The following is a 26,800-nucleotide window of genomic DNA, read 5'->3' on the forward strand; positions in this document are numbered from 1 at the left end:
AATCAATTGAATCTTCTTGATTGAGATAAAGGAGATGGAATTCATGACTAAACGCAGAGTAGTAGTGACAGGAATCGGAGCATTGTCTCCACTCGGAAATGACGCAGAAACTTCATGGAAAAATGCAGTTGCTGGAGTCAATGGAGTAGGCCCTTTGACAAGACTGAATCCGGATGATTATCCGGCAAAGGTTGCAGCAGAGTTGAAGGACTTTGATATTGAAGCCTATTTAGAAAAGAAAGAAGCAAGAAAGATGGACCGCTTCACTCAATATGCGGTAGCGGCTTCTGTTATGGCTGCAAAGGATGCAGACTTAACCGTTACAGACGAAAATGCCCACCGTGTGGGAGTATGGATTGGATCTGGAATCGGTGGAATGGAAACGTTCGAACAGCAGTTTGAAACGTTTCAAAAAAGAGGATATAGAAGGGTAAGTCCTTTCTTTGTCCCAATGATCATCCCTGATATGGCTGCAGGACAGGTTTCCATCATGCTTGGGGCAAAAGGAATCAACTCTTGTACGGTTACAGCTTGTGCGACTGGTACAAACTCCATTGGAGATGCCTTCAAAGTAATCCAGCGCGGGGATGCAGATGTCATGGTGACAGGCGGAGCAGAGGCGCCTATCACTCAAATGTCAATTGCAGGATTCTGTGCCAATACAGCATTATCCACAAATCCTGATCCAAATAGTGCAAGCCGTCCATTTGATGCGAACCGTGATGGATTTGTCATTGGAGAAGGGGCAGGTATTGTCATTTTGGAAGAACTCGAGCACGCTTTAGCTCGCGGCGCCAAAATTTATGCTGAAATTGTCGGCTACGGTTCAACAGGTGATGCTTATCATATCACTGCACCAGCTCCAGGTGGTGAAGGCGGTGCAAGGGCAATGAAGCTTGCCATTGAAGACGGTGGACTTACACCTGCTGACATCGGGTATATCAATGCGCATGGAACAAGCACACAATACAATGACAAGTATGAAACAATGGCAATCAAAGAAGTATTCGGAGAGAGTGCCCAAACAGTGGCCATCAGTTCCACTAAGTCCATGACGGGACACTTATTAGGCGCTGCTGGTGGGATCGAAGCTATCTTTACAGTAATGGCGCTTAAAGAAGGAATCCTCCCGCCGACCATCAACCTGAACGATCCGGATCCTGAGTGCGACCTGGATTATGTTCCAAATGAAGCAAAGAAAAAAGAAATTACTGCTGCCATGAGTAATTCTCTTGGATTCGGCGGCCATAATGCAACAATCGTATTTAAAAAATACAGCTGATCTAAATTATAAATCCGAAAGCAAGGCCGTAATGGTCTTGCTTTTTTTGTGTCTAGATTTTAGCCATTTTCACCAGGGTCCGTACATAGGATGTAAGTAGAGAAATTATCGGGGGTGCCAATGATGATATTGCCGACAGATAAATGGCTTGAAATGAATATCAATAAACCTGGTGAAATTTTGAAAAAAATTGATGGCAGTCTTGATGATGAAAAGCAGTTCTATAAATATCTGCGCTCATTTGGCATGTACCAGCCTTCCCGTGGAGCAGAAGAATGCTATAAAAAGCTTGTAGAAGATGAAGTTTGGACGAAAATTCAAGCCATGTTTAAAAAATATAAGAAGCTTTGGAATGGAATAGATATAAATATCGCTATACTGCCTATTGATGTTCAGAATAGAGGGTTGATGAGGGAAACCAGGGGACGCTCTGGAATCGCATTTCATGATTTTATATACCTTTTCTTTTCTCCTCAAAAGGACGATAAGGAATATGAGTCATTGTTCGTCCACGAATATCACCATGCAGTAAGGCTGAATCACTTTAAAAAAGAAATGGGCGACTACACACTTCTTGATTCCTTGATGTTTGAAGGATTGGCCGAGCATGCAGTAAAAGAGTATTGCGGTAAGGAATACCTGGCTGCCTGGTGTCATTCGAGGGGAGAGAAGCAATTGGAGGGCTACTGGGAAAAGTGGTTCAAGAACAAGCTGGGTTTAAAAAAGGATGAACAGGCACATGATGACATTTTGTTTGGGAGAAGAGGCTATCCAAAATTGCTTGGCTATTCGATGGGATATTATCTGGTGGAGCAATTTAAAAAAGAAAATCCATTTTCAACTGCAAAAGCCATCTATTTACCCCCTAAAAAATTACTATTAAAAAAATTTTTTACAAATGGCTAAATGCCTAAATAATGGGCTTTTTCCTGTATTTTGCAAAGAACGAAGATTCTAAATTGATAAAAAAATCTTGCAATTGTAATAGTACTGTAATAATATTTTATTCAAATATAATAAATAGACAGATAATTTAAACAGTTAGAGGTGTCTAGATGAGTACTAAACAGAATATACATAAAGACGCTCCTTTGCTTGAAGTAAACAATCTGGAAACTGCATTCGATATAGACGGCAAGTACTACAATGCAGTCGACAATGTTTCATTCAATGTCAAAAGGCGCCAAGTATTGGGGATTGTAGGGGAGTCAGGATGCGGAAAGAGTGTTATGTCCCTTTCGATCATGAAGCTTCTTCCGAAGGGAATCGGGAAGATTGCCGGAGGGGAAGTAGTCTTTGAAGGAAGAAAGCTGGAAGGTCTTTCTGAAAGGGAAATGAATAAGATCCGCGGCAAAGATATTTCGATGATATTCCAGGAACCGATGACTTCTTTGAATCCGGTATTCACCATTGGATTCCAGCTTCAGGAAGCATTCTTCAATCATATGAAAATATCAAAAAAAGAAGCAAGGATGAAAAGCATCGCTCTATTGAAAAGTGTAGGGATCTCCAGACCGGAAAAAATCGTTGATGAATATCCGCATCAATTGTCCGGAGGGATGAGGCAGCGTGTCATGATTGCCATGTCGATTGCCTGCCAGCCAAAGCTTCTTATTGCCGATGAACCTACGACAGCATTGGATGTAACGGTACAAGCCCAGATCCTTGAGCTGTTGAAAGAAATTCAGGAAGCAAATGATATGTCCATTATCTTGATTACACACGATCTTGGTGTTGTTGCGGAGATGTGCGACGACGTCATCGTCATGTATGCCGGAAGAATAGTGGAGAGAACTGATGTTGAGACCCTTTTCCATGAACCGAAGCATCCTTACACAGAATTATTGATGGGGGCCATCCCTAAAATGGATGAGGAAGTGGAAGAACTGAGTTCGATCGAAGGAATCGTCCCTTCATTGAAAAACATGCCTGCTGTCGGCTGCCGTTTTGCCAACCGCTGTCCGAAAGCAATGCCGGAATGTTCTCAAATCACTCCGAAGCTGGCAGAAAATACAGCGGGACATGAAGTGGCATGCTTGCTCTATGAAACAAGCCAGCCTAGAGAAGGGATGAATGTATGATGAGCATCACGGATGTCAAAGAGAAAAGCAATAAATCTTCAATGCAGATGTCTGAAGAAAACCTCTTGGAAATTCACAATCTAAAAACCTACTATCCTGTTAAAGGTGGTTTTTTCAAAAGAACGGTCGCCAACGTAAAAGCCGTTGATGATGTGACATTTGAAATCAAAAAAGGGGAAACGCTAGGGCTGGTAGGCGAGTCGGGCTGCGGAAAATCAACCATTGGCAGAACGATCCTTCGCCTGTTGAATCCTACAGATGGGAAGATCCTATTTGATGGGAAGGATATCACAGCCTTAAGAGGGAAGAACTTACGGGAAGCAAGGCAGGATTTCCAGATGGTATTCCAGGATCCGTATGCATCCCTTAACCCGATGCAGATGGTCGGGGATATCGTTTCAGAGCCTATCCGCAACTTTACCGGAAAGAGCGTTAAGGAACTGAAAGATGAAGTGATGCAGCTTCTTAACCGCGTCGGTCTTCCGGAAGATGCCTATTACAAATATGCACACGAATTTTCCGGCGGACAAAGGCAGCGTATCGGAATTGCAAGAGCGCTGGCATTGAAACCGAAGCTGATTGTTGCAGACGAACCGGTTTCCGCGCTGGATGTGTCGGTACAGTCTCAAGTGCTTAATCTTTTGAAAGAGCTTCAAGAAGATTTTGACCTTACATATCTATTTATTGCCCATGATTTGAGTGTTGTTAAACATATGAGCGATAGAATCGGTGTCATGTACCTAGGAAATCTTGTTGAAATTGCTGATAAGAAATCCATGTATGCTGAACCGCTTCATCCATATACACAAGCCTTGATTTCGGCGATTCCAGAAGCTGATCCGAAAAGGAAGAAAGAACGGATTGTGCTGCAAGGCGATGTGCCGAGTCCGATCAATCCTCCGTCAGGATGCCCATTCCATACAAGGTGTCCAATGGCAAAGGCGGATTGTTCCAAAATCAAGCCTGAATTAAAGGAGGTGAAGCCTGGTCATAGTGTAGCTTGCATCCTTTATGAGTAAGAAACAACAAATATTTTGGGGGGAAAAACATGAAGAGAAGATCACTTTTGTGGCTGACAACGTTAGTATTAGTGTTGTCAATGTTCTTAGCTGCATGCGGAGGCGACAAGAAAACCTCAACAAACACTAAGAATAATAATGATGATAAAAAAGGCAGCGAACAAGCTGGAACAGGTCCACAGGACGGCGGTACATTGACTTATGCGATGGAGTCTGAGTTCAAAGGACTTTTGAACGTCAACTTCTATGACAGTTCTTCAGATGCTGAAATCATCGGTCTTTTCGATGATACTTTGATTGATTATGATGAAAACCTTAAACCGCAGCCAAACATCGCTGACTGGAAAACGGATGATAACAAAGTTTATACATTCACATTCCAAAAAGGCGTTAAATGGCAAAATGGCGAAGAGTTAAAAGTTCAAGACTGGCAGTTCGCTCTTGAAACGATTGCGAAAATCGGACCAGAGCATCCTCGCTGGTCGAATGTAAATACGATTCAAGGTGCTACAGACTACAATGAAGGCAAAGCAGACCACATCTCTGGTATTGAAGTAGTTGATGACTACACAATTAAAATCACGTTTGATAAAGCTCGTGTGAACAACTTGGAAAACCTTTGGACATATCCTCTTTCCCGCAAAGAGTTTGAAGGCATGGATCCTAAGAAAATGGCAGAGTCCGAGCAAGTCCGTACAAAGCCAGTCGGTCTAGGACCATACAAAGTAACAAAAGTTATTCCTGGTGAATCAGTTGAGTTGACAAGATTCGATGATTATTGGAAAGGAAAGCCTCATATTGATAAGATCATCGTAAAAGTTATCGATGGATCATTGACAGTAGGTGAGCTTCAAAACGGCGGTGTTGATATGACAGCGTTCCACCCAACATTGCTTCCTGAAATCGAAAAGCTTGACAATGTAAACGTTGAAAAAGTCCCTGGTCTTTCTTATTACTACATCGGATTTAAATTGGGCCATTTCGATGGCAAGACAAACGTAATGGATAAACCGAAATATCAAAACAAACAATTGCGTCAAGCAATGCTTTATGCAATCAACCGCGATGAATGGGTTAAAGCATTCTTCAGTGGACTTGGAGCACCTCTGAATCGTCCTGTACCATCAGCACACTGGATTGCTGCGGATAACAAAGATCTTCCGAACGATTACAAGTATGATCCAGAAAAAGCAAAGCAATTGCTTGATGAAGCTGGCTACAAAGATGTAGACGGAGATGGTTTCCGCGAAGATCCAAACGGCAAGAAATTTGTTGTTAACTTTGCTCACTATGACACAGGAAACCCAACATATGAAGCTCGTGCGAAAGCAATGACTCAATATTGGGAAGCAGTCGGCTTGAAATCCAAGCTTACAATGACTGATGTTAACCTTTACTACGATCAGTTAGAAAAAGATGATCCTTCTATCGAAGTATTCTATGGCGGCTGGGGAACTGGCGCAGATCCAGATCCACTTCCACTATGGGGTAAAGATGCAGTATGGAACTACCCACGCTGGGTGAACGAAGAGTCTGACAAACTTCTTAATGATGCAGTTGATATGAGCGTCGTTGGCACTGATCAAGAGAAGCGCAAGCAGCTTTATGTTGATTGGCAAAAACTATTCAACGAAGAAGTCCCAGCACTTCCAATCGCAGAACTTTATGATGTTTACGCTGTAAGCAAACGTGTACAAGACGTGAAATATGATGTTTCTGGGTCTAATTCACCTGCAGAATGGTGGATCAAGCAATAATCCAATTGGCATCACTTAGATAAGGAGAATGCATCATGCTTAAATACACTTTAAGAAGATTACTCGGTATGATCCCAATGCTCTTCCTTATCTCCATTGTAGTGTTTACCCTGGCAAAGCTAATGCCAGGGGATTCCCTCAGTGGGGAAATCGATCCAAACAATACGGATCCTACATATATTGCAGAAATGCGGGAACAGCTTGGCTACAATGATCCACTTTATAAACAATATTTCAGATGGATCAATGATTTTGCTCATGGCGACTTCGGCAAATCCGTACGCTATAAAATTCCGGCAAGCGACATTATTTTAGAGCGTCTTCCAAACACAGTATTTTTAGGAATCACTTCTATATTAATTACTTATTTATGTGCTTTTGCAATGGGGACTTTTGCAGGTAGGAAGCCGTATACGATAGGTGATCATTTTATAGGTGGAGCCAACTATCTCGGCCTCGCACTGCCTTCATTCGTCGCAGGGGTTTTTGCCATTTATATCTTTGCTTTTTATCTTGGATGGTTCCCGTCGAATGGATCGGTGGACATTTCTGTTCCGGAAGGCACTCTGGGCTGGTGGGCAAGCAGATTCCACCACGTATTACTTCCAGCACTCGTTTTAGGTTTACTGAGTACAGCAAACTATACGCAGTTCCTGCGTAATGACATAATTGAAAACAGCCGTAAAGACTTTGTAAGGACGGCTCGTGCAAAAGGTACACCTGAAAGCAAGATCTACAATCAGCATATTATGAGAAACTCCATCATCCCTTTGATCACTTTCTTGGGATTTGACATTGTAGCCATTGTTGGCGGAGCGATCATTACTGAAACAATCTTTACTTATCCGGGAATTGGACAACTGTTTTTAAGTTCTGTTACGACTCGTGATTATTCAGTATTGATGACATTGACGATGATGTTCTCATTTTTAACGTTATTCGGGAATTTAGTGGCAGATATTCTTTATGGAATAGTTGACCCGCGCATTAGAATGGATTAGGAGGAATGGCAGATGGAAGTAGTAACACAGAAGACAGCCCAGACATCAATAAAACCAGTGAAGCATTTATCTCCCTGGGCCATTGCCCGAAGAAAATTCCTAAGAAATAAAATTGCGATGGTCAGCTTTGTATTTTTGATGTTTGTCATTATTGTCTCATTCTTAGCTCCATATATTACGACACAGGATATTGTAAAAGTAAATATTGGACAGATGTCACTCGATCCTTCAGGGGATCACTGGCTTGGTACAGATAAGAGTGGAAGGGATGTCTACACAAGACTCTTATATGGAGGCAGGGTTTCTCTATTAGTCGGTATTTCCTGTACATTATTTGTTATTGTACTCGGAACGATTGTCGGGGCTGTCGCGGGCTATTTTGGCGGTACAGTAGACAATGCATTAATGAGATTCACTGACTTTGTTCTTAACTTCCCGTTCTTGGTTTTCGTTATTGTATTGAAGACTATTTTCATTGATGTCAGTGGACTATGGATTTTAATCCTGGTTATCGGAGCACTTAGCTGGGGCGGCATCGCCAGGGTTGTTCGAAGTAAGATCCTTGCAGAGAAAGAAAATGAGTATGTTCTCGCTTCAATTTCCATTGGGTGTTCCCCTGCAAAAATCATAATGAAACACTTGCTGCCTAACGTTCTTTCGACAATCATCGTTCAAGCAACCATCGTGTTTGCGGGAATGATCGTTGCAGAATCAGGACTCAGCTACTTAGGATTTGGGGTGCCTGCAGAGATACCAAGCTGGGGCAACATGCTATCATTCGCCAATGAACCAGATGTTCTCCAATCTAAGCCTTGGATGTGGGTTCCACCGGCATTAGCCATCACTTTAACGATTCTTTCAATCAACTTTGTTGGAGAAGGAATTAAAGATGCACTAAATCCAAAATCAAGACGATAATCTACCATCTAACGTATGGTAGATTTTTTTTTGTATTTCCGAATGATATTCTATCAGCAGGTTAATGGGAATACGTATAAAAAAGGGACAGACAGATAATAAGAAATGGACTGGTGCAATTGAGGTTGTTTCTATTACTGATTGGTTTTGGATTTGCTGTAACGGGGGGAATCAGCTGGATCGTTTACTTGAACATCATGACTTTTGGGAGCAATGTTGCAGGGTATCTGCTATTCATGTCGAGCCGGTTAGAAGGCTACTTCCTTATTGGAGGGGTGGTTTTCATCATTCTTGCTATCTTTCTTCCACATAAGAGAGGGGAATAATTCCCGGGAAAAGGAATAATTAGCCTTCCTGCTGCCTATACTGAATGACAAACGGTAATGAAGCGAGGGGTAAAAAATGTTATATCTTCATGATGTTTGGGTGAACTGGTTCGAAGGCGAAGAGAACGGCTATAATGTTTGCCACTTTCACGAGTGGAGAAAAGATGATGTCATAGAGTTATTGGACCAGGTTCCACTGCTCAAAGTCGATCCACTGTTATTCCATTATATTGAGAATGATTTGTCAGAAATCCCTAAAGCACTTCTTGATGAGGTATATCACAAGGCATATTTAAGAAAGAACCATGAAAGGACTCAGCTTGAATATTGTTTTGTTGTTACAGATGGGACAGGCATCCTTGCAGTAGACACCATTGGCTATAACATCCCTATCCGAAAGAGCAGATTGATTCCAAGGCAGGAGCAGCTCGTTTATGAAATGACGGAAATGCATGAACCGCAGTCATTTTCGTTTGCTGCAAAACCAAGGTCGAAAGAGTATCATATCTTATCGCCGAACCCGGAATTGATGAATGGCCTGACAAGGAAAGAAAGACAGTTGAAGCAGCTTTTGTTCATGGGGCTGGATCAGCTTTATAGTTCAAAGAATACCGCTCAGATGCGCTATTGGTATACAGAGTGGGCACCAAACCTTTACCATGAAATTCAAGAGATGAGTTTTGAGGAAATTTGGACAGGCTTGTATGAAGACATGAAATATGGATGGAGCGAAAAGCATTTATATTTCTGTGAAAACCTCATTAAAGGCCAGCCATTTTTTGAAAAACTATGGGAAGTTGAAAATGGTCCGAGGGTAAATTAGCAAAAAGAAGCTGGATGATAAAATTTATCATCCAGCTTCTTTTTTTATTTTCTTTTTCTGCCTAATCCCATTGCATTTTCCATTTTCTTAATCATTTTGGATGCAGCCCGGTTAGCTTTTTCCGCGCCTCTATCCAGTATTTCATCAAGCTCGGAGGAAGCCATAAGTTCATTGTATTTATCCTGGATCGGTTTGATGGTTTCAACGACTAATGAAGCAAGGTCGCCCTTGAAATCGCCGTATCCCTTATTTTCGTATGCTGCTTCCAGCTCTTCAATGGATTTTCCGGAAAGGATGGAGTAAATCGATAAAAGGTTAGAAACTCCCGGCTTGTTTTCTTTATCGTATTTTACGATACCGTCCGAATCAGTAACTGCGCTTTTAATTTTCTTCTCGATTTGCTTTGGATCATCCAGCAGCGTAATAAAAGATTTCGCATTCGGATCGGATTTGCTCATTTTTTTCAAAGGGTCCTGAAGGGACATGACCCTTGCTCCGACTTTTGGAATGCGAACTTCTGGAATCGTGAAGATATCGTTGTATTTTTTGTTGAAGCGTTCTGCCAGATCCCTCGTAAGCTCAATGTGCTGTTTTTGATCTTCTCCAACAGGAACCAGATCCGTTTTATATAAAAGGATATCAGCAGCCATCAAAGGTGGGTACGTAAGAAGTCCTGCAGAAACTGCTTCTTTTCCATGTGATTTATCCTTGAATTGGGTCATGCGCTCAAGTTCGCCGATATAGGCTACGCATTGAAGCATCCAGCCTGCCTGGGCATGAGCCGGAACTTCTGATTGAATGAATAGCGTCGTCTTTTCAGGATCGATTCCAACTGCCAGATATAATGCGGCAAGGCTCCTGATATTATTCCGGAGAACCAGCCGATCCTGTGGAACAGTTATAGCATGCTGATCTACGATGCAAAAATAGCAGTTGTATTCTTCCTGAAGCTCTACGAACTGCTTCATTGCTCCAATGTAGTTTCCGAGCGTGATTGTTCCGCTCGGCTGAATTCCTGAAAAAATAGTCTTCATATAATAACCTCCTCAAAATAAAAAGCCATCCATCCCTGAAAAATAGGGACGAATGGCTGAACATCCGCGGTACCACCCTAAGTGCTTAAAAAAGCCTCCTTAGTCCATGGCAAATGACCATGGCGCCAGTTTAACGCTTTGGCTTGCGCCGTCCACTACTTAGCCTTAATGCTTTTGGCAGACAGGGCTCAAAAGTCCATTCCAGCTGATCCGATGCCTGTTCCCACCACCCACAGGCTCTCTAAAAACGAAACTCAGCTATACTACTCTTTTTCAACGCCTAATTACTATTGGATGACATTATTATAAGAAATCACATGATACATTTCAAGCATGCCCTTCTTATAAATAATATATCCATAAACAGACCATCATGACGGCCATCAGCAATACACCATTTAGAAGGGAAGGGAGAAACGGAATGGCAATGAGTTCGGATAATGGCTTCATTTCATTCAATTCCTCTTTTGAAAGGCCTTTTCCATTGAAAGTGAAAGTCTTTCGGAAACCATTGGCCGTGCGGTCAAAAAAACCGCTGGATAAGATGAAGATTGTCAATGAGAAGAAAAGAAACAATCCGCCAATAAAAAAAGAAGTATTAATATAATGAACAAGGCTGAGGTCATGGTAATGAATATAAGAAGCAGCCAATACCGCAATCTCTGAAGGTATGAATAATCTTGCAACTTTCTTTGCCAGCAATAGCAACAGCCCCTTGAAAATATTGAGTTGGATTCCATTACAAATGTCTTAATAATGAAATACTACCGTATTCATATTACAAAAGAAGTGTAATAGATACAATGAAAAATAAGGAAGAAACATTCTTGCGGCTCTCGAAATAATTATATTCCAAAAATTTACCACTTAGGGCAAAAGGCATGAAATCAAGGCTTTGAACCTATTATTTCGGTGGCTTTTGTAACAGAAAATTTCAAATATGCTTTTGATAGAATAATAAAAATATTTCAATTGTGTAAACTTTTTTTAAAAAAAGTAATGTACAATCTTCTGAATTTATGTATAATAATCATTGTAGAAATTTTTCAGAAAAATAAAAAAGGGAGGTCTACTAGTGAAAAAGTCTAAATTATTATTACTTTTATGCTTTTCGCTCGTACTGAGCATGTTTCTTTCAGCTTGCTACGGCAAAGATGAAAAAACATCAGAAAACGCTGGTGGTACGAAAGAAAATGGAGGCTCTAAGCCTGCAGCTGAGCAAGTTCTGAATACTTACGAAACTGCGGAGATTCCAACCATGAATACAATCATGGCTCAGGATGCTGTTTCACTTAACGTAATGAACCAAGTATTCGAAGGTTTAATGCGTCTTGACAAAGACAACAAGCCAACATTAGGTATGGCGTCTGAAGAACCACAAGTAAACGAAGACGGTACAGTTTACACATTCAAGATCCGTGACGCTAAATGGTCTAACGGAACTCCTGTTACTGCTAACGATTTCGTTTATGCATGGCAGCAAACAATCGACCCTAAAAATGCAACTCCATACGGAGCTTACATGATGGGCGGAGTAATCAAGAATGCAGCAGCTATCGGCGAAGGCAAAATGGCTCCGGATCAATTGGGAGTTAAAGCTGTTGACGATAAAACTTTAGAAGTTACTTTGGAGCGTCCAGTTCCTTACTTCCTATCATTAATGACATTCCCTGTTTTCTACCCTCAAAACAAAGAGTACGTAGAATCTAAAGGCGATCAATACGCTACTAACAGCGATAACATGATTTACAACGGTCCATTCACATTGTCTGACTGGAACGGAACAGGTCTTTCTTGGAAATACAAAAAGAACGACAGCTACTGGGATAAAGATACAGTTAAGCTTACACAAGTTAACGTAAACGTTGTTAAAGAAGTAGGTACAGCTGTAAACCTTTACAAAACAGGCAAAGTTGACCGTGCAGCTTTAAGTGCTGAATACGTAACTCAATATGAGAACGATCCAGACTTGAACAAATATCTTGAGCCAACTATCTTCTGGTTCAAATTTAACCAAGAACGCGGTGGCAAAAAGACTCCACTTGCTAACAAAAACATTCGTATGGCCTTGTCTTTAGGCGTTGACAAGCAATCAATGGTAGACACAGTTCTTGCTAACGGATCTGTTGTTGCTAACTATGAAGTACCAAAAGAATTCGCTTTCAATCCTAAGACTGGTGAAGATTTCCGTAAAGCTAATGGAGACATGAACGAGTACAACCTTGACAAAGCTAAAGAATATTGGAAAAAAGGTTTAGAAGAATTAGGAACTGACAAAGTAACTCTTGAAATCCTTGGCGGAGACTCTGATGTTGCTAAAAATATGGATGCATACTTCAAGAACCAACTTGAGAAAAACCTTGAAGGTTTGACTGTTAAGTTGAAAGAAGTACCATTCAAAATCCGTCTTGATCTTGATACTAAGCAAGACTACGATATTCAAGTTGCTGGATGGGGTCCTGACTACCAAGATCCGATGACATTCTCTGATCTTTGGGTAACTGGCGGATCTCAAAACAAATCTGGATACTCTAACCCTGAGTATGACAAATTGATCAATGATGCTAGAACTACTTTAGCAACTGATCCTCAAGCTCGTTGGGAAGCTCTTCAAAAAGCTGAGAAAATCCTAATGGACGATGCTGGTATTGCTCCATTGTACCAACGTGCAAAAGCTGTTCTACAACAAAAGTATGTTAAAGATCTTTATGTACATCCATTTGGACCTGAGTTCAGCTACAAGTGGACGCACATTGAAAAATAATATAGGCTGATATTTTTCCAATAGCGGAAAGAGAGTATATCCTCGAGTATACTCTCTTTTTCCCTGTATAAGAATTGTCGAATATTGGCGAATATTTAGAAAAAACATTAAATTTCGACACTGTTTAAACTAACATATAGAATAGAAGATAGAGTTTATTACTAGGAGGTGCAGCAATGACGAAGTATGTTTTACAGCGTGTAATTTACATGATCATTACTTTATTTATCATTGCTTCGTTTACATTTTTCCTCATGAAAATACTGCCTGGTTCACCGTTTAACGACCAGAAGCTATCTGCAGAACAGGTTCATATCATGAATGAAAAGTATGGATTGAACGATCCCGTTCCTGTTCAATATGCACATTATATCTTTGGCTTGCTTAAAGGTGATATGGGAGTATCATTTCAATTCGATAACCACGGCGTAACTGAGCTAATCCTCGAACGAATCGGACCTTCCGCTATGCTAGGTTTCCAAGCAATGTTTGTAGGTACCATAATTGGGATCATCTTAGGGGTCCTGTCAGCTATCTATCAAAATACATGGGTGGATTACAGCAGCACCTTCATTGCTGTTCTTGGAAAATCAATTCCATCCTTCGTATTTGCGGCACTTTTGCAGTATGTGCTGGCTGTGAAATTCGAAATCTTCCCAGTGGCATTTTGGAATGGATTCTCATACAGCATCCTGCCGACTATCGCATTGGCCATGTTCCCAATTGCGACAGGAGCACGATTTATGCGTTCAGAATTAATAGAAGTATTAGGTTCTGACTATATTACATTGGCAAAAGCTAAAGGGGCAACATCATTTGAAATTGCATTCAAGCATGCATTCCGTAATGCATTGATTCCTTTGATTACAGTGTTGGGACCATTGGCTGTTAGTCTAATGGGAGGTTCTTTAGTTGTTGAAAAGATCTTCTCTATCCCCGGAATCGGTGAGCAATTCGTTAAGTCTATCATGACTAATGATTACCCGATTATTATGGGTACTACACTTCTATTTGCATTTGCTTTAATAGCAATCATTTTGATTGTGGACTTGCTATATGGTGTAATCGACCCTCGAATTCGTTTAGCGGGAGGTAAAAAATAATGAATCAGCCAGAAAAAATCTCAAAAGAATTATTTCAGCCCGCTAATATTGATACAACCTCAGGTGAGCGCATTGCCAAACCGAGCTTGAACTACTGGCAAGATGCATGGCTGCGCGTCAAGAAGAATAAAGGGGCGCTTTTTGCTCTGATCCTTCTTATCATTTTGACATTCCTTGCTTTTGCAGGGCCGCACATGACGAAATACAATTATAAAGAGCAAAATCTTGCCTATGCAAATCTGCCTCCGAAAGTTCCAGGTCTTGAAAAGCTTGGAATCTTTGATGGAAAAATGCAGCTTGGCGGTCAAGAAGTAGATATGTATGAAAGAAAGCATGTCGACGAATATTTCTGGTTCGGCACTGATGGTCTGGGACGTGACCTTTTTGCACGTACATGGAAAGGAACGCAGATTTCCCTTTACATTGCCATATTGGCAGCCTTCATTGACATGGTCATTGGTGTGGCGTACGGCGGGATCTCAGCCTTCTATGGCGGACGCACCGATAATATCATGCAGCGTATCCTTGAGGTACTTGTAGGTATCCCGAATATCGTTGTCGTTATCTTGATGATATTGGTTCTTGAGCCAGGTATTTTATCCATCACAATCGCTATTACGATTACGGGCTGGGTAGGTATGGCGCGTGTTGTTCGTGGACAAACATTGAAATTAAAGTCACAGGAATATGTCCTTGCTTCCCGTACTTTAGGTGAGAGCAATGGGAAAATTATCTTTAAACATTTAATACCAAACTTGGCGAGCGTTATTATCATCAACACTATGTTTACAATTCCGAGTGCTATCTTCTTCGAAGCATTCTTAAGCTTCATCGGTCTGGGCCTTCAGGCTCCGGCAGCATCACTAGGAACATTGATTGAGGATGGATACCGCACAATGCAGATCCTGCCGCACATCATGTTGTTCCCGGCAATCGTTATCTGTTTGTTGATGATTGCATTCAACTTATTGGCAGACGGTCTACGAGACGCATTAGATCCTAAGATGCGTGATTAATAAGGGTGGTGAAATAATGGAAAAGTTATTAGAAGTAAAAGATTTGCACATATCTTTTCACACCTTTGCAGGTGAAGTACAAGCAATCCGTGGAGTGAACTTTGATTTATACAAAGGTGAAACACTTGCGATTGTTGGTGAATCAGGTTCAGGTAAATCGGTAACGACAAAATCGATTATGCGCTTATTGCCTGAACAAAGTGCTGAATTTAAATCAGGAGAAATCCTTTTTGAAAATAAAGATCTGACAAAAGCCTCTGAAAAAGAGATGCAGAAAATCCGTGGGAAAGACATCTCTATGATCTTCCAGGATCCAATGACTTCCTTGAATCCAACGATGCCAGTTGGAAAGCAGATAATGGAACCATTGTTGAAGCATCAAAAGCTAGGCAAAGCAGAAGCGCGCAACCGCGCCCTGGAACTGCTTAAACTTGTAGGGATTCCAAAACCGGAAGTTCGTCTTAAGCAATACCCTCACCAATTCTCTGGTGGTATGAGGCAGCGTGTCGTCATTGCGATTGCATTGGCGTGCAACCCTCAGATTCTTATTGCGGATGAGCCGACAACTGCTCTGGATGTTACAATCCAGGCCCAGATTCTTGAATTGATGAAGGCTTTGCAAAAGAAGATTGATACATCCATCATTTTCATTACACATGACTTGGGTGTAGTAGCCAATGTCGCAGATAGAGTAGCGGTAATGTACGGTGGTAAAATTGTAGAAGTGGGAACAGTGGATGAAATCTTCTATAACCCACAGCATCCATACACATGGGGATTGATCAGTTCAATGCCTAACCTTGATGCAACTGATGCAGAATTATATGCAATCCCTGGGACTCCTCCTGATCTATTGGATCCTCCAAAAGGGGATGCATTTGCAGCACGCAATGAATTTGCGCTGAAAATCGATTTGGAAAAAGAGCCTCCAATGTTCAAGGTTTCTGACACGCATTATGCTGCAACATGGCTGCTGCATCCGGATGCTCCGAAAGTAGAACCGCCTGAAGCGGTAAAAATCCGTATGCGTAAATTCCCTTCAGCAAAAACATCTTTATCAAAGGGAGGGCGTTAAGACATGGCAGAAAAATTACTTGAAATCAAAAACCTTAAGCAGCACTTTAACGTAGGACGCCCTAATGAGGTTAAAGCAGTTGATGGTCTCACTTTTGATATCTTTAAGGGAGAGACATTAGGATTGGTTGGAGAGTCAGGCTGCGGAAAATCAACGACTGGCCGTACAATCATCCGCTTGTACGATGCAACAGACGGAGAAGTACTATTTAATGGCGAAAACGTACATGGAAGAAAATCGAAAGCAGAATTGAAAAAATTCAATCGCAAAATGCAGATGATCTTCCAAGATCCATATGCATCTTTGAATCCTCGTATGAAGGTTGCGGATATCATTGCAGAAGGTATTGATATTCACGGTCTTGCAAAATCTAAGGAAGAGCGTATGAAAATTGTCTACGATCTTCTTGAAACAGTTGGATTGAACAAAGAGCACGCTAACCGCTACCCGCATGAATTCTCAGGCGGTCAAAGACAGCGTATCGGGATTGCACGTGCTCTGGCTGTAGATCCAGAATTCATCATTGCGGATGAGCCAATATCAGCACTGGACGTTTCCATCCAGGCCCAGGTTGTTAACCTGCTAAAAAAATTGCAGAAAGAAAAAGGCCTCACATATTTGTTCATTGCCCATGACCTTTCAATGGTTAAATACATTTCAGACCGCATCGGTGTTATGTATTTCGGTAAGTTGGTAGAGTTGACAACATCTGAACAATTATATAAGAATCCTTTGCATCCTTATACGCAATCCCTTCTTTCTGCGATTCCTCTTCCGGATCCTGAATACGAACGGTCCAGAAAGCGGAAAACCTATGACCCGAATGTCCACGATTATAAAGACGGGGAAGACATACAAATGAGGGAAGTAGCTCCTGGTCATTTCGTGCTTTGTTCGGAAAAGGAATTCGCCCAATATCAAGCACAATATAAGCATGATTAATTAATAGAAAAAAACGATCCTGATTGGATCGTTTTTTTTGGTTCATTGTCATTTCCTCGGAAATTTCGACACATTTAATAGTGGATGGAATAAAAAAATATAAAGGGAATTCTCTTTTGATGTTTAATTACTATAAATAGGGGGAAAAGAAATAATTGGATAAAGTGATGGAAACGCTTAAAGAAACCCTTTAATCACTTCTTCCGCCAACTTTATTCCATCCCGTTTGTATGGAAGCTGATTTTTCCACGAAAAACCTTTTATTTTTTCCACCGAATAGTTTTTCTCCGATACCATTTGTCAAAACGCCCATTATGGCCGTTAATCCGATGACGAATGCGGAGAAAAGGATCAAATCAATCACATACTCAGTCATCATAAACCTCCATCTTTTTATTTAATCGCCGTCTCATCACTAAAAAGTAAGATTGGACTTGCTGCGCCTAATTCATTGTATGCCGGAAACTGAATGAAAAGCAGTAGTAATCGCAATAATATAAATACAAAGATGGGAGCTTATTGATTGAGAATAAGTTCAGGAGGAGCAAAAAAATGCATTGGTATGAAAAATTGAATCAGTATTTCCCTGTTGTGGAAATGAAATCGAAAGAGCATATGGAGACATTACTGAAAGAAAAAGGTGAGATCTACCACAAAGATGAAGGGCCGCTTCATGTGTTAATGTATGTAGAACTTGAGGATTTTACTTTTATTGACTACTTATTCGTCTCTAAAGATGCAAGGGGTCAAGGGCTGGGCCATAAATTGATTGAAAAACTGAAAAAGAAGAACAAGCCGATCATCTTAGAAGTTGAACCTGTAAATTATGAAGACACCGATACTGAGAAAAGACTTCGGTTTTATAAGAGGGAAGGATTTGAGCATGCCCAGAACATTGGATATCGCAGGCGTTCACTGGCAACAAATGAAATCAATGCGATGGAGATTCTTTACTGGGCTCCTAATAATGAAAGTGAAGAACAAGTTTACGAAGCAATGAAAAAAACGTACGAAATGATTCATACGTATAAGGACACAGATTTTTATGGGGCATCATATCAGCCTGTGAATGAAGTGTTGACATATGATGAAGACACGAAGGACTCAGAAGACATTTTAAAGGATATTTAAATTTTGAGGTGCAGCTTAAAGCTGCACTTTTTTATATCCAAAAAAACCTCAAAAAGCATGTTTATATACAATAAATAAGGGGTAAAGTCTTATATCAAACGAGTTTTGACAAAAAATGTACAATGTATGTATAACAATTATTACATATTCCAAAATGTATGTTCAATTATATTCAAATAGTGTATAATACACAATATAGATTTTTTCTTTATAGTAATTATAAACTAAAAATCCATAAGATAAATAAAATCCATTATTATATAGGAGTGTGAATGAAGAATGGTTACATTATACACTTCACCAAGCTGCACATCATGTAGGAAAGCAAGAGCATGGCTAGAGGAGCATGAAATTCCTTATACGGAAAGAAATATTTTCTCTGAACCTCTTAGCTTAGAGGAAATCAAAGAGATCCTTCGCATGACAGAAGATGGGACAGATGAAATCATCTCGACCCGCTCAAAGATATTCCAAAAGCTGAATGTAGATTTAGAAACTCTTCCTCTGCAGCAGTTGTTTGAATTGATTCAATCAAATCCTGGTCTTTTAAGACGCCCGATAATCATCGATGAAAAGCGTCTGCAAGTTGGATATAATGAAGATGAGATCAGAAGATTCCTTCCTCGCAAGGTAAGGACATTCCAATTGCGTGAAGCGCAGAGAATGGTCAATTAATTATTAATTTAAAAAGCCTGCCCTTAATATGTTCGGCTGCAAGTTCGAGACAAGAAAGTTTCAACGCTGCATTGCTGTACATTTTCGGCAGGCTTTTTCTTTTTTATTCTGTAACAAGCGCCCCCGTTGAATGTGAATTACAGCTCGGAAATTAACTGAGAAACAATCAGGGGCAATTGAAGAAATATTCTGACTTGAAATTTTTAATTGAATGGGCTAAAATAGCCAAAACGATACAAATGAAAATAGGACTGGATGGGCATTTGATTATTTTGTTCAAGAAATAGTACATTTTGTTTCCATTTTAGACCTTATTATCATAAAATAAGAGTACAAGGTACAAAATACTTTGTACAGTTTCAACATCGATTTGAGCAGATGCTCGGGGGTGTAGTCCCTTCATCACTTTAACAAAGAAGGGAGAGTTGAAAGTGGAAATCGAGAGAATTAACGAAAATACGGTAAAATTTTATATTTCGTATCTTGATATAGAAGAAAGAGGTTTCGATCGCGAGGAAATTTGGTACAATCGCGAGCGTAGTGAGGAACTCTTTTGGGAAATGATGGATGAAGTTCATCAGGAAGAAGAGTTCTCGGTAGAAGGTCCTTTATGGATTCAGGTGCAGGCACTTGATAAAGGCTTGGAAGTCCTCGTGACAAGAGCACAGATGTCTAAGGATGGACAGCGTTTTGAACTGCCTATTCCAGAAGATAAGTTAAAGGATTTGCCTGTCGATGAAAGAATTGAAGAACTTCTCGATCAGCAGTTTCAATTAAGGCAGCAGGATTCGGATAATGAGGATTCACTTGAATTTTTATTATCATTCAGAGACATTGAGGATGCCATTTCATTGTCAAAACGTCCTGGTTTAGAGCATTTAAATACTAAGTTGTTCTCATTTGAGAATAAATATTATTTATATGTCGAGTTTCAGGAAGATGTATTTGAAGAAGATGAAATCGACAACGTGTTGAGTGTGCTTCTTGAATACGGAAATGAAACACAGATGACCATCCATCGGTTAGAAGAATACGGCAACATTGTAATCGATAAAGATGTATTTTCTGTCCTTAATAAACATTTTAGCTGAAAAGCTTCATGAACACCGATTTCCAAGAGAAATCGGTTTTTTTATCGCTCAGGTGCGTTAATTAGAATGGGATCATGACTGGCGGTGGATTCACGTGAAAAATACAGTAAGATTAGTGTTGTTTTTAGCAGCGTTAACCGGTGTATACATTATTATGAAAGATTGGCTTGAGTATGATGTATTAAAATATCTCAGTTTTATTATCACACTCTCGGTCATTTTTATCGGGGTAGTGATATTTTTGGAAAATCGGCATCCCACCCAGACACTCACTTGGCTGGTAGTGCTTGGGAGCTTTCCGTTATTGGGATTTGTTTTTTATCTTCTTTTCGGAAGAAATTATCGAAAAGAAAAGATGTTCAGGGAAAAATACATCCTTGATAAAGAGGCTTATATTAAATATGAAGAGTTTCCAGAGAATCACGAACCGAGGCTTGAGAAACTTGGGGACCACCAAAAGAAGCTTTATCATCTTGCTCAAAAGCTTGGGCATAGTCCGGTTTCCTTCTCGACTGCTACTAAAGTACTGACAAATGGGCAGGAGACCTTTCAATTCATCAAGGAAGAATTGAAGCGTGCACGGCATCATATTCATATGGAATATTATATCGTGCGAAATGATGAACTTGGGAGGGAAATAAAATCGATTCTCATTGACCGTGCAAAAGCAGGTGTGAAAATCCGTTTTCTTTACGATGCAGTTGGTTCATGGAAGCTCTCCAAACGTTATATCTCAGAATTGAAGGCGGCAGGTGTCGAAGCCATACCATTCGGACCAGTTAAGGTTCCTTTTTTGAACAATAAGTTTAATTTTCGAAACCATCGAAAAATCATTGTGATTGATGGAAAAGTTGGTTTTGTTGGCGGGTTGAATATCGGAGATGAATATTTGGGAAAAAATGACCACTTTGGTTTTTGGAGAGATACCCATCTAATGGTCCATGGAGAAGCTGTAAAATCACTACAGCTCATATTTTTTCAAGATTGGTATTACATGACAAGCGAACATTTCCTCGATGAAAAGTATCTTCATTCAGAGCCGCCGGATCTTTTTCAGGATGGTGGAGTGCAGATGATAGCAGGGGGTCCGGATAATGAATGGAGTGTCCTAAAAGACATCTTTTTTGCGATGATAAATTCTGCTGAGCATTCTGTCTGGATTGCTTCTCCATATTTTATCCCTGATGAAGATATTTTCTCTGCGTTGAAAATTGCTGCCTTGAGTGGAATAGATGTGCGATTGCTTGTGCCGAACCGGCCGGATAAAAGAATTGTATTCCATGCCTCAAGATCATATTTTCCGGAGCTTCTTGCGGCCGGGGTCAAAGTATATGAGTATGAAAAAGGATTTATGCACAGTAAAATTGTGATTGTCGATAATGAGCTTGCTTCAATTGGGACTTCAAATATGGATATGAGAAGCTTTCATTTGAATTTTGAAGTCAATGCTTTTTTATATAGGACATTAAGCACCCAGACTTTAGTAAAGGAGTATCTCCATGATTTGGAGAGTTCCAATGAACTCAATCTGGATACATTCAGCAATCGGCATATCGGCTATAGGCTATTGGAGTCCACATCCAGACTATTATCGCCATTGCTTTAATTTTTTGACCGTCCATTATAATGGGCGGTTTTTTTTCATTTTTGCAGGGATTATCGAAAATATGAAGAATGGTAATGAACAAGGAGGTGAAGCTGTGATTTCTGCCAAAAATAAAAATGGAGAATTCACTGTGCTATGGAAAAAACCAAAAGACGAAATTGAACGAATAAGACGAACCCAAAAGTTTTACTGTCCCCACTGTGGTGATTCACTACTGATAAAAGCAGGGAGCATCAACATTCCACATTTCGCCCACAAAAACCAATCTGCTTGCAGCAGTTTCAGCGAATCAGAATCCATTCATCATTTAAATGGAAAACTTGATATTTTTGAATGGCTAAAGAAGTCCTATCCGGAATCGGTAGAGCTTGAACCATATCTCGAGGAAATCGGTCAAAGGCCGGACATCCTTCTGGCGGTCGAGGGGCAAAATTATGCCATAGAATATCAATGTTCTTCAATACCAGCCACCGTTATTCAAACCCGGACAAAAGGCTATCTCGCAATGAATATAAAGCCAATATGGATTATGGGAGATGCGCCTATCAGAAAAGGGAAGGATGGAAAAACAAGCATCTATAAGCTATCTCCATTCCAATGGTCCTTTGCCCAAAGTTCCTCAAGCGGAAGCCCACTACTCCTTTCATATTCCCCGGAGAACAAGATCATGGGTCAACTATCAAAATTCTTTCCTCTGACGCCTTCGAAAACGTTTGCTGCTCCAATCATCTCTCCCTTATATAAATTGAATCCTTCACAAATTCTTTTAAATCCGGCAGACTGCTTTACGCAATATCCGATAAAAAGATGGATGGATGAAAAAAACAAATGGATGCAGCAGCGTGTCCATTACAGCAGATGGAAAAAAGACCATTTTTTATTGACCATTTATCAGAATGGGCTAAATCCATTTTTGCTTGCACCTCAAATTGGCCTTCCTGTATCCTATATGTATTCTGTATCGTCCCATCCATTAGAATGGCAGCTTTATATTTGGACGGATACTCTCAATCACGATAAGGGTAAAATAATCGATATGGACAGATGCTTGCAAAATGTTCAAAAAAGAATTCGCAAGGGGGATATCAAAAAAAGGCCGCTGCCGCTGCTTTCCCATGATTTTACGGATCGGATGGTCTCTTCCTATCTCCATTTGCTTGTGAGGACCGGCCACTTGAAGATGTGCGGCAAGAATAAATTTAGGCTGGTTAATGAATTCAATTTTCCTCTAAATATGGAGAAGGGGATTGAGGAGGAAAAGATCTACTATTCGACTATCGTCAAAGATATTAATCGTCAATTAATAGAGAGAATTACGTTTTTCTAGAAGGATTTCCCTGATTTGCATCGAATTGATGAGAGATAGGTAAAATTTTTCGTAACACGAAAGAATGGGGGATTTTTGAATGGAAAACACTACCGCGACAAAGGCATTGCCAAAGCGTACAGAAGTGCCTGAAGAGCTGACATGGAAATTAGAAGATATCTTTGAATCAGATGAGAAATGGAATGAAGAATATAACGCAGTAAAGGACATGTTGAATGACGCTGATTCCTTTAAAGGGAAGCTTGGCAGCAGTGCAGAGGGCTTGTTGAAGCTATTGAAATATCAGGATGAAGTCCTGGAAAAGATGGGGAAGATCTATACCTATTCCCATATGAAGTATGATCAGGATACTACGAATTCGACTTATCAAGGGATGGATGACAGGGCCAAGAACCTCTATACCCAGATTTCCAGTGCTTTTTCGTATGTGGTTCCTGAAATTCTTTCCATTGATGAAGAGAAACTTACAAAATTCGTTGAAGGAAATCAAGATTTGCAGCAATATAAACATGCCCTTGAAGAAATCAATCTTCAAAGGCCGCATGTGCTATCTTCTGAGGAAGAGGCACTGCTTGCACAGGCTGGAGAGGTCTTTATGGCTTCGAGCAATACGTTCGGGATGCTGAATAATGCCGATCTTGAATTCCCTGCAATCAAGGATGAGAACGGCGAGGAAGTGGAAGTAACCCACGGCAGATATACCAGCTTTTTGGAAAGTGCTGACCGGCGTGTAAGGGAAGATGCATTCAAGGCTGTATACAGCACCTATGGAAAATATCGGAATACTTTTTCAAGTACGCTAAGCGGACAGGTGAAAACAGATAATTTCAATGCGAGGGTTCGCAATTATGATTCTGCGCGTCATGCAGCCCTTTCTGAAAATAATATACCGGAAAGTGTATATGATAATCTAGTCAATACTGTGAATGATAATCTGCATCTGCTTCACCGCTATGTAAAGCTGCGCAAAAAGATCCTTGGTGTTGATGAATTGCATATGTATGATCTGTACACACCCCTTGTGAAAGAAGTAAAAATGGAAATTCCATATGAAGAAGCAAAAGGTATGATCCTTGATGGCCTTGCTCCATTGGGTGAAGAATATAGAAATGTCCTAGAAGAAGGATTTTCCAACCGCTGGGTGGATGTGGTTGAAAATAAAGGGAAGCGAAGCGGGGCTTATTCCTCAGGAGCGTATGGAACAAATCCGTATATCCTGATGAACTGGCAGGATAACGTCAATAATTTATTTACGCTGGCCCATGAATTCGGACACAGTGTACACAGCTACTATACGCGCAAATCCCAGCCTTATACGTACGGGAACTATTCCATTTTTGTAGCTGAAGTAGCTTCTACATGCAATGAAGCTCTGCTGAACGATTACTTGCTGAAAACGATTGATGATGAGAAGAAGAGGATCTACCTTTTGAATCATTATCTTGAAGGCTTCAGGGGCACGGTATTCCGTCAGACGATGTTTGCAGAATTCGAGCATCTGATCCATAAGAAAGCTCAAAATGGCGAAGCATTGACTGCAGACCTGTTGACAGAAGAGTATTATAAGCTAAACCAAAAATACTTTGGCAGCGACGATATCGTTATTGATGAAGAAATCGGCTTGGAATGGTCAAGGATCCCGCATTTCTACTACAATTATTATGTATATCAATATGCAACAGGATTCAGTGCTGCCACTGCGTTGAGCCAGCAGATCCTTGACGAAGGGGAAGAAGCTGTCTCAAGATACATCGGCTTCTTGAAGTCAGGAAGTTCTGATTATCCTATCGAAGTACTGAAAAAAGCAGGAGTGGACATGACGACTTCAGAACCAATTGAAGCAGCATTGAAAGTATTCGAAGAAAAACTGGCAGAACTGGAAGAACTATTATCCTAAAAGAAAAAGAGGATGGCATTTTAATTTGCCATCCTCTTTTTTCTTTGTTTGCCGTTAAAATCGTCTTTTGAATCCCTTGAATCTCTTTCGTTGATTAAAGTAGAAAACAAGGAGGAACAAAGAAAAAAACAAAAAAGGAGACGTTATTAATATTGGATAGATCTCCAATAATCCCAGTACATTGAACCAAAAAGCGGCCACAAAAAGCAGGATGAATGCAATAAGGAACCAGTTCAACTTCATAGCATGTCACTCCGGATAAGCAGTATAAGCTATATATATGAAAAAGAAAGGGATCTATTCCATCAAAACTGGTCAACGGGAATGTTTTTTGACAATATTGTGAAATAACTAACATGCACTTGCAAATACAAGTCTCCACATGCTATATTACTAGTGTGAAGTTGATCACATACAAACATATACCCCTTTGTTTGACCGTGAAAAATTTCTCCCATCCCCTTTGTTCGTAAATGGAAACCCCTGGCATAGCCAGGGGTTTCTTGTGTTTATTTTATTATTTTAAAATATCATTTGGATTCAATGTACTTCCAAAAAGAACCATGTTTTGCTGGAATCTTTTTGACCTTTTGCTGCAATGCCCATTTCTTCATTTCCTTTTCAACCTCTGCAACAGACATTTCATAAACTTCGGCAATTTCTTTGGATGCTACCAGTCTATAATGCTTCATAAATGCATCGAGGCTAGGGGTTGGAGCAGGCTCAGGTTCCTCGTCAAGAAGTTCCGACAGGATTTGGACATATACCTTAAAAGGATATAATCCAGTTACTTTTAATCCTTCATCTTCAATATTTTCATTAAAAAAGACAAGGGTAGGAATTTCTGAAACTTCCATTTCAGATGAGATTTTCAAATCGCATTGCAAGGCTTTTGCGACGCTGGCAGAATGGATGTCTTTCATGAATTCCTCGGTATCAAGCCCGACGGTATTTGCACATTGGAGTAAAATATCCAGATGAGAAATATTCTCTTTCTTGAGGAAGAGATATTCCTGTAATATTCTTAAGAACTTGGATGCAGCTCTTTTTCCTTGAAGCTCCGCAGCTTTAATCGCCATTGAAGCCAAATAGGGAGCCGAAATAGGATTCTCGAACCAAAGACTTCCATCACATGACATTCCTGTCCGGCATGCAGTCTTTTCCCAGGAATCTGCAATATTCTCAGGAGTATTAGCAGCAGTGTTCAATCTAGCAATTTTGCTGCTGACAACATGTTTTAATGTAAAAAAACGTCCGTACTGGATCTGAAGCTTCTTCATGATAGGTTCAAGAGCCCAGCATTCGGGACAGAGCGGATCGATGAACATATAGATTTCCAACGGCTTTTTTAGCTGTCCGCAGCTGTTTGGATCATTCCATGCAGTCATATCCATCAGACCTCTTTACCTAATTCTTCATCCGTGATATTGACCATGTGCCGTGCGGTCAAGGTCAATCTTGCAAAAAATTCATCCCTGAGATGCCCTTCAAGACCGACTTCGTCCATCGCTTCTCTCATGCAGCCCAGCCAGGCCTGTGCCCTTTTCGGTGTTATGGGGTGAGGCAGATGGCGAGCCCTCATCATTGGATGCCCGTGTTCTTCCGTATATAAAGGGGGCCCTCCGAGATATTGGGTCAGGAACTGCTTTTGCTTCCTAGCGGTTTCAGTAAGATCGTCAGGAAAGATGGGGAATAAGTCCGGATGTTTTCCAACTCTTCTATAAAATGCATCCACCAGCATCGAGAGTTTTTCCTCGCCAATCAATTTAAAAGGCGTAGCATCTTTCTCGATCATATTGGTAACTCCTTTACCTTTTAGATTATTTCCATTGTAGCAAGGGAAATGGGATAACTCAAACAAATCGCTTTATCCCGCTGTTTGATTACTAATATGTTTGATGATTTTACTTCATTCTATTCTATGAATCAAAG

At 40.4% G+C, this 26,800-nt stretch carries 25 protein-coding genes and 1 other annotated feature; of the genes, 20 read left to right on the forward strand and 5 right to left on the reverse strand.

The genetic code is table 11. The features are described from left to right. Positions 1–43: 43 nt before the first annotated feature. The 9 genes from fabF (at position 44) to ABTV07_RS06465 (ending at position 9,207) form a co-directional block, all read left to right on the forward strand. The gene (fabF, locus tag ABTV07_RS06425; RefSeq protein WP_433748904.1) at positions 44–1,282 is read left to right on the forward strand and encodes a beta-ketoacyl-ACP synthase II; all 1,239 of its coding nucleotides are present in this window, start codon (positions 44–46) and stop codon (positions 1,280–1,282) included. A 120-nt stretch (positions 1,283–1,402) separates the two neighbouring features. Further along, positions 1,403–2,188: a DUF2268 domain-containing protein gene (locus ABTV07_RS06430; protein WP_433748907.1), complete on the forward strand. Its 786-nt coding sequence runs from the start codon at positions 1,403–1,405 to the stop codon at positions 2,186–2,188. A 149-nt stretch (positions 2,189–2,337) separates the two neighbouring features. Next, the gene (locus ABTV07_RS06435; protein WP_433748910.1) at positions 2,338–3,363 is read left to right on the forward strand and encodes an ABC transporter ATP-binding protein; all 1,026 of its coding nucleotides are present in this window, start codon (positions 2,338–2,340) and stop codon (positions 3,361–3,363) included. Between the two features lie 47 nt (positions 3,364–3,410). After that, a complete protein-coding gene (locus ABTV07_RS06440) occupies positions 3,411–4,382 on the forward strand; it encodes an ABC transporter ATP-binding protein (protein WP_433751129.1) in 972 nt (323 codons plus the stop codon). A gap of 29 nt (positions 4,383–4,411) precedes the next feature. Then, positions 4,412–6,139, forward strand: coding sequence for an oligopeptide ABC transporter substrate-binding protein (gene opp4A, locus ABTV07_RS06445; RefSeq protein ID WP_433748912.1), 1,728 nt, complete (start codon positions 4,412–4,414; stop codon positions 6,137–6,139). Positions 6,140–6,174: 35 nt separating this feature from the next. Continuing rightward, a complete protein-coding gene (gene opp4B / locus ABTV07_RS06450; protein ID WP_433748915.1) occupies positions 6,175–7,140 on the forward strand; it encodes an oligopeptide ABC transporter permease in 966 nt (321 codons plus the stop codon). Positions 7,141–7,152: 12 nt separating this feature from the next. Further along, the gene (opp4C, locus tag ABTV07_RS06455; RefSeq protein WP_433748918.1) at positions 7,153–8,058 is read left to right on the forward strand and encodes an oligopeptide ABC transporter permease; all 906 of its coding nucleotides are present in this window, start codon (positions 7,153–7,155) and stop codon (positions 8,056–8,058) included. A gap of 125 nt (positions 8,059–8,183) precedes the next feature. Continuing rightward, positions 8,184–8,384 (forward strand): hypothetical protein, encoded by a 201-nt coding sequence (locus ABTV07_RS06460; protein ID WP_433748921.1) that lies wholly within the window; start codon positions 8,184–8,186, stop codon positions 8,382–8,384. A 76-nt stretch (positions 8,385–8,460) separates the two neighbouring features. Further along, positions 8,461–9,207: a YjbA family protein gene (locus ABTV07_RS06465; RefSeq protein WP_433748923.1), complete on the forward strand. Its 747-nt coding sequence runs from the start codon at positions 8,461–8,463 to the stop codon at positions 9,205–9,207. A gap of 44 nt (positions 9,208–9,251) precedes the next feature. Here the strand turns inward: ABTV07_RS06465 and trpS are convergent, their stop codons facing one another. Continuing rightward, a complete protein-coding gene (gene trpS, locus ABTV07_RS06470) occupies positions 9,252–10,241 on the reverse strand; it encodes a tryptophan--tRNA ligase (RefSeq protein WP_433748925.1) in 990 nt (329 codons plus the stop codon). Between the two features lie 41 nt (positions 10,242–10,282). After that, positions 10,283–10,527, reverse strand: a binding site (T-box leader). A 56-nt stretch (positions 10,528–10,583) separates the two neighbouring features. Next, positions 10,584–10,943, reverse strand: coding sequence for a DUF3899 domain-containing protein (locus tag ABTV07_RS06475; protein ID WP_433748927.1), 360 nt, complete (start codon positions 10,941–10,943; stop codon positions 10,584–10,586). Between the two features lie 373 nt (positions 10,944–11,316). Between ABTV07_RS06475 and ABTV07_RS06480 the strand changes: the two genes are divergently transcribed. The 5 genes from ABTV07_RS06480 to ABTV07_RS06500 all read left to right on the forward strand — a co-directional run bounded on the left by ABTV07_RS06480 (position 11,317) and on the right by ABTV07_RS06500 (position 17,141). Next, complete coding sequence (locus tag ABTV07_RS06480; RefSeq protein ID WP_433748930.1) at positions 11,317–13,005, forward strand: peptide ABC transporter substrate-binding protein; 1,689 nt, start codon at positions 11,317–11,319, stop codon at positions 13,003–13,005. Positions 13,006–13,181: 176 nt separating this feature from the next. Beyond that, positions 13,182–14,108, forward strand: a complete 927-nt coding sequence (opp3b, locus tag ABTV07_RS06485) for an oligopeptide ABC transporter permease (RefSeq protein ID WP_433748933.1) — start codon at positions 13,182–13,184, stop codon at positions 14,106–14,108. Continuing rightward, complete coding sequence (gene opp3C / locus ABTV07_RS06490; RefSeq protein ID WP_433748936.1) at positions 14,108–15,124, forward strand: oligopeptide ABC transporter permease; 1,017 nt, start codon at positions 14,108–14,110, stop codon at positions 15,122–15,124. Before opp3b ends, opp3C begins: the two co-directional genes overlap by 1 nt. A 16-nt stretch (positions 15,125–15,140) precedes the next feature. Continuing rightward, entirely contained in the window at positions 15,141–16,199 is a 1,059-nt protein-coding gene (locus tag ABTV07_RS06495; protein ID WP_433748939.1) for an ABC transporter ATP-binding protein, read from the forward strand. 3 nt (positions 16,200–16,202) lie between these two features. After that, positions 16,203–17,141: an ABC transporter ATP-binding protein gene (locus tag ABTV07_RS06500; protein WP_433748942.1), complete on the forward strand. Its 939-nt coding sequence runs from the start codon at positions 16,203–16,205 to the stop codon at positions 17,139–17,141. 190 nt (positions 17,142–17,331) lie between these two features. On the opposite strand, the gene ABTV07_RS06505 is transcribed toward ABTV07_RS06500, so the two are convergent. Continuing rightward, positions 17,332–17,517 carry a hypothetical protein gene (locus ABTV07_RS06505; RefSeq protein ID WP_433748945.1) on the reverse strand — a complete coding sequence of 62 codons (186 nt, stop codon included), beginning with the start codon at positions 17,515–17,517 and terminating at the stop codon, positions 17,332–17,334. A 176-nt stretch (positions 17,518–17,693) separates the two neighbouring features. Here ABTV07_RS06505 and ABTV07_RS06510 point away from each other — a divergent pair, with 176 nt between their 5' ends. The 6 genes from ABTV07_RS06510 (at position 17,694) to pepF (ending at position 24,868) form a co-directional block, all read left to right on the forward strand. Then, positions 17,694–18,272, forward strand: coding sequence for a GNAT family N-acetyltransferase (locus ABTV07_RS06510; protein ID WP_433748948.1), 579 nt, complete (start codon positions 17,694–17,696; stop codon positions 18,270–18,272). A 279-nt stretch (positions 18,273–18,551) separates the two neighbouring features. Then, complete coding sequence (spxA, locus tag ABTV07_RS06515) at positions 18,552–18,947, forward strand: transcriptional regulator SpxA (protein ID WP_114743966.1); 396 nt, start codon at positions 18,552–18,554, stop codon at positions 18,945–18,947. A 431-nt stretch (positions 18,948–19,378) separates the two neighbouring features. Continuing rightward, entirely contained in the window at positions 19,379–20,038 is a 660-nt protein-coding gene (gene mecA / locus ABTV07_RS06520) for an adaptor protein MecA (protein ID WP_433748952.1), read from the forward strand. 94 nt (positions 20,039–20,132) lie between these two features. After that, positions 20,133–21,644, forward strand: coding sequence for a cardiolipin synthase (gene cls, locus ABTV07_RS06525; RefSeq protein WP_433748955.1), 1,512 nt, complete (start codon positions 20,133–20,135; stop codon positions 21,642–21,644). A gap of 94 nt (positions 21,645–21,738) precedes the next feature. Continuing rightward, a complete protein-coding gene (locus tag ABTV07_RS06530; RefSeq protein ID WP_433748958.1) occupies positions 21,739–22,971 on the forward strand; it encodes a competence protein CoiA in 1,233 nt (410 codons plus the stop codon). 79 nt (positions 22,972–23,050) lie between these two features. Then, entirely contained in the window at positions 23,051–24,868 is a 1,818-nt protein-coding gene (pepF, locus tag ABTV07_RS06535) for an oligoendopeptidase F (RefSeq protein WP_433748961.1), read from the forward strand. Between the two features lie 530 nt (positions 24,869–25,398). Here pepF and ABTV07_RS06540 read toward each other — a convergent pair. Together ABTV07_RS06540 and ABTV07_RS06545 are read right to left on the reverse strand one after the other, a co-directional pair. Beyond that, complete coding sequence (locus tag ABTV07_RS06540; protein WP_433748964.1) at positions 25,399–26,256, reverse strand: ClpXP adapter SpxH family protein; 858 nt, start codon at positions 26,254–26,256, stop codon at positions 25,399–25,401. 5 nt (positions 26,257–26,261) lie between these two features. Then, positions 26,262–26,663, reverse strand: a complete 402-nt coding sequence (locus ABTV07_RS06545) for a globin (RefSeq protein ID WP_433748967.1) — start codon at positions 26,661–26,663, stop codon at positions 26,262–26,264. Positions 26,664–26,800: the final 137 nt, after the last annotated feature.

Source organism: Falsibacillus pallidus (assembly GCF_050990905.1).
Lineage (GTDB): Bacteria > Bacillota > Bacilli > Bacillales > DSM-25281 > Falsibacillus > Falsibacillus pallidus_A.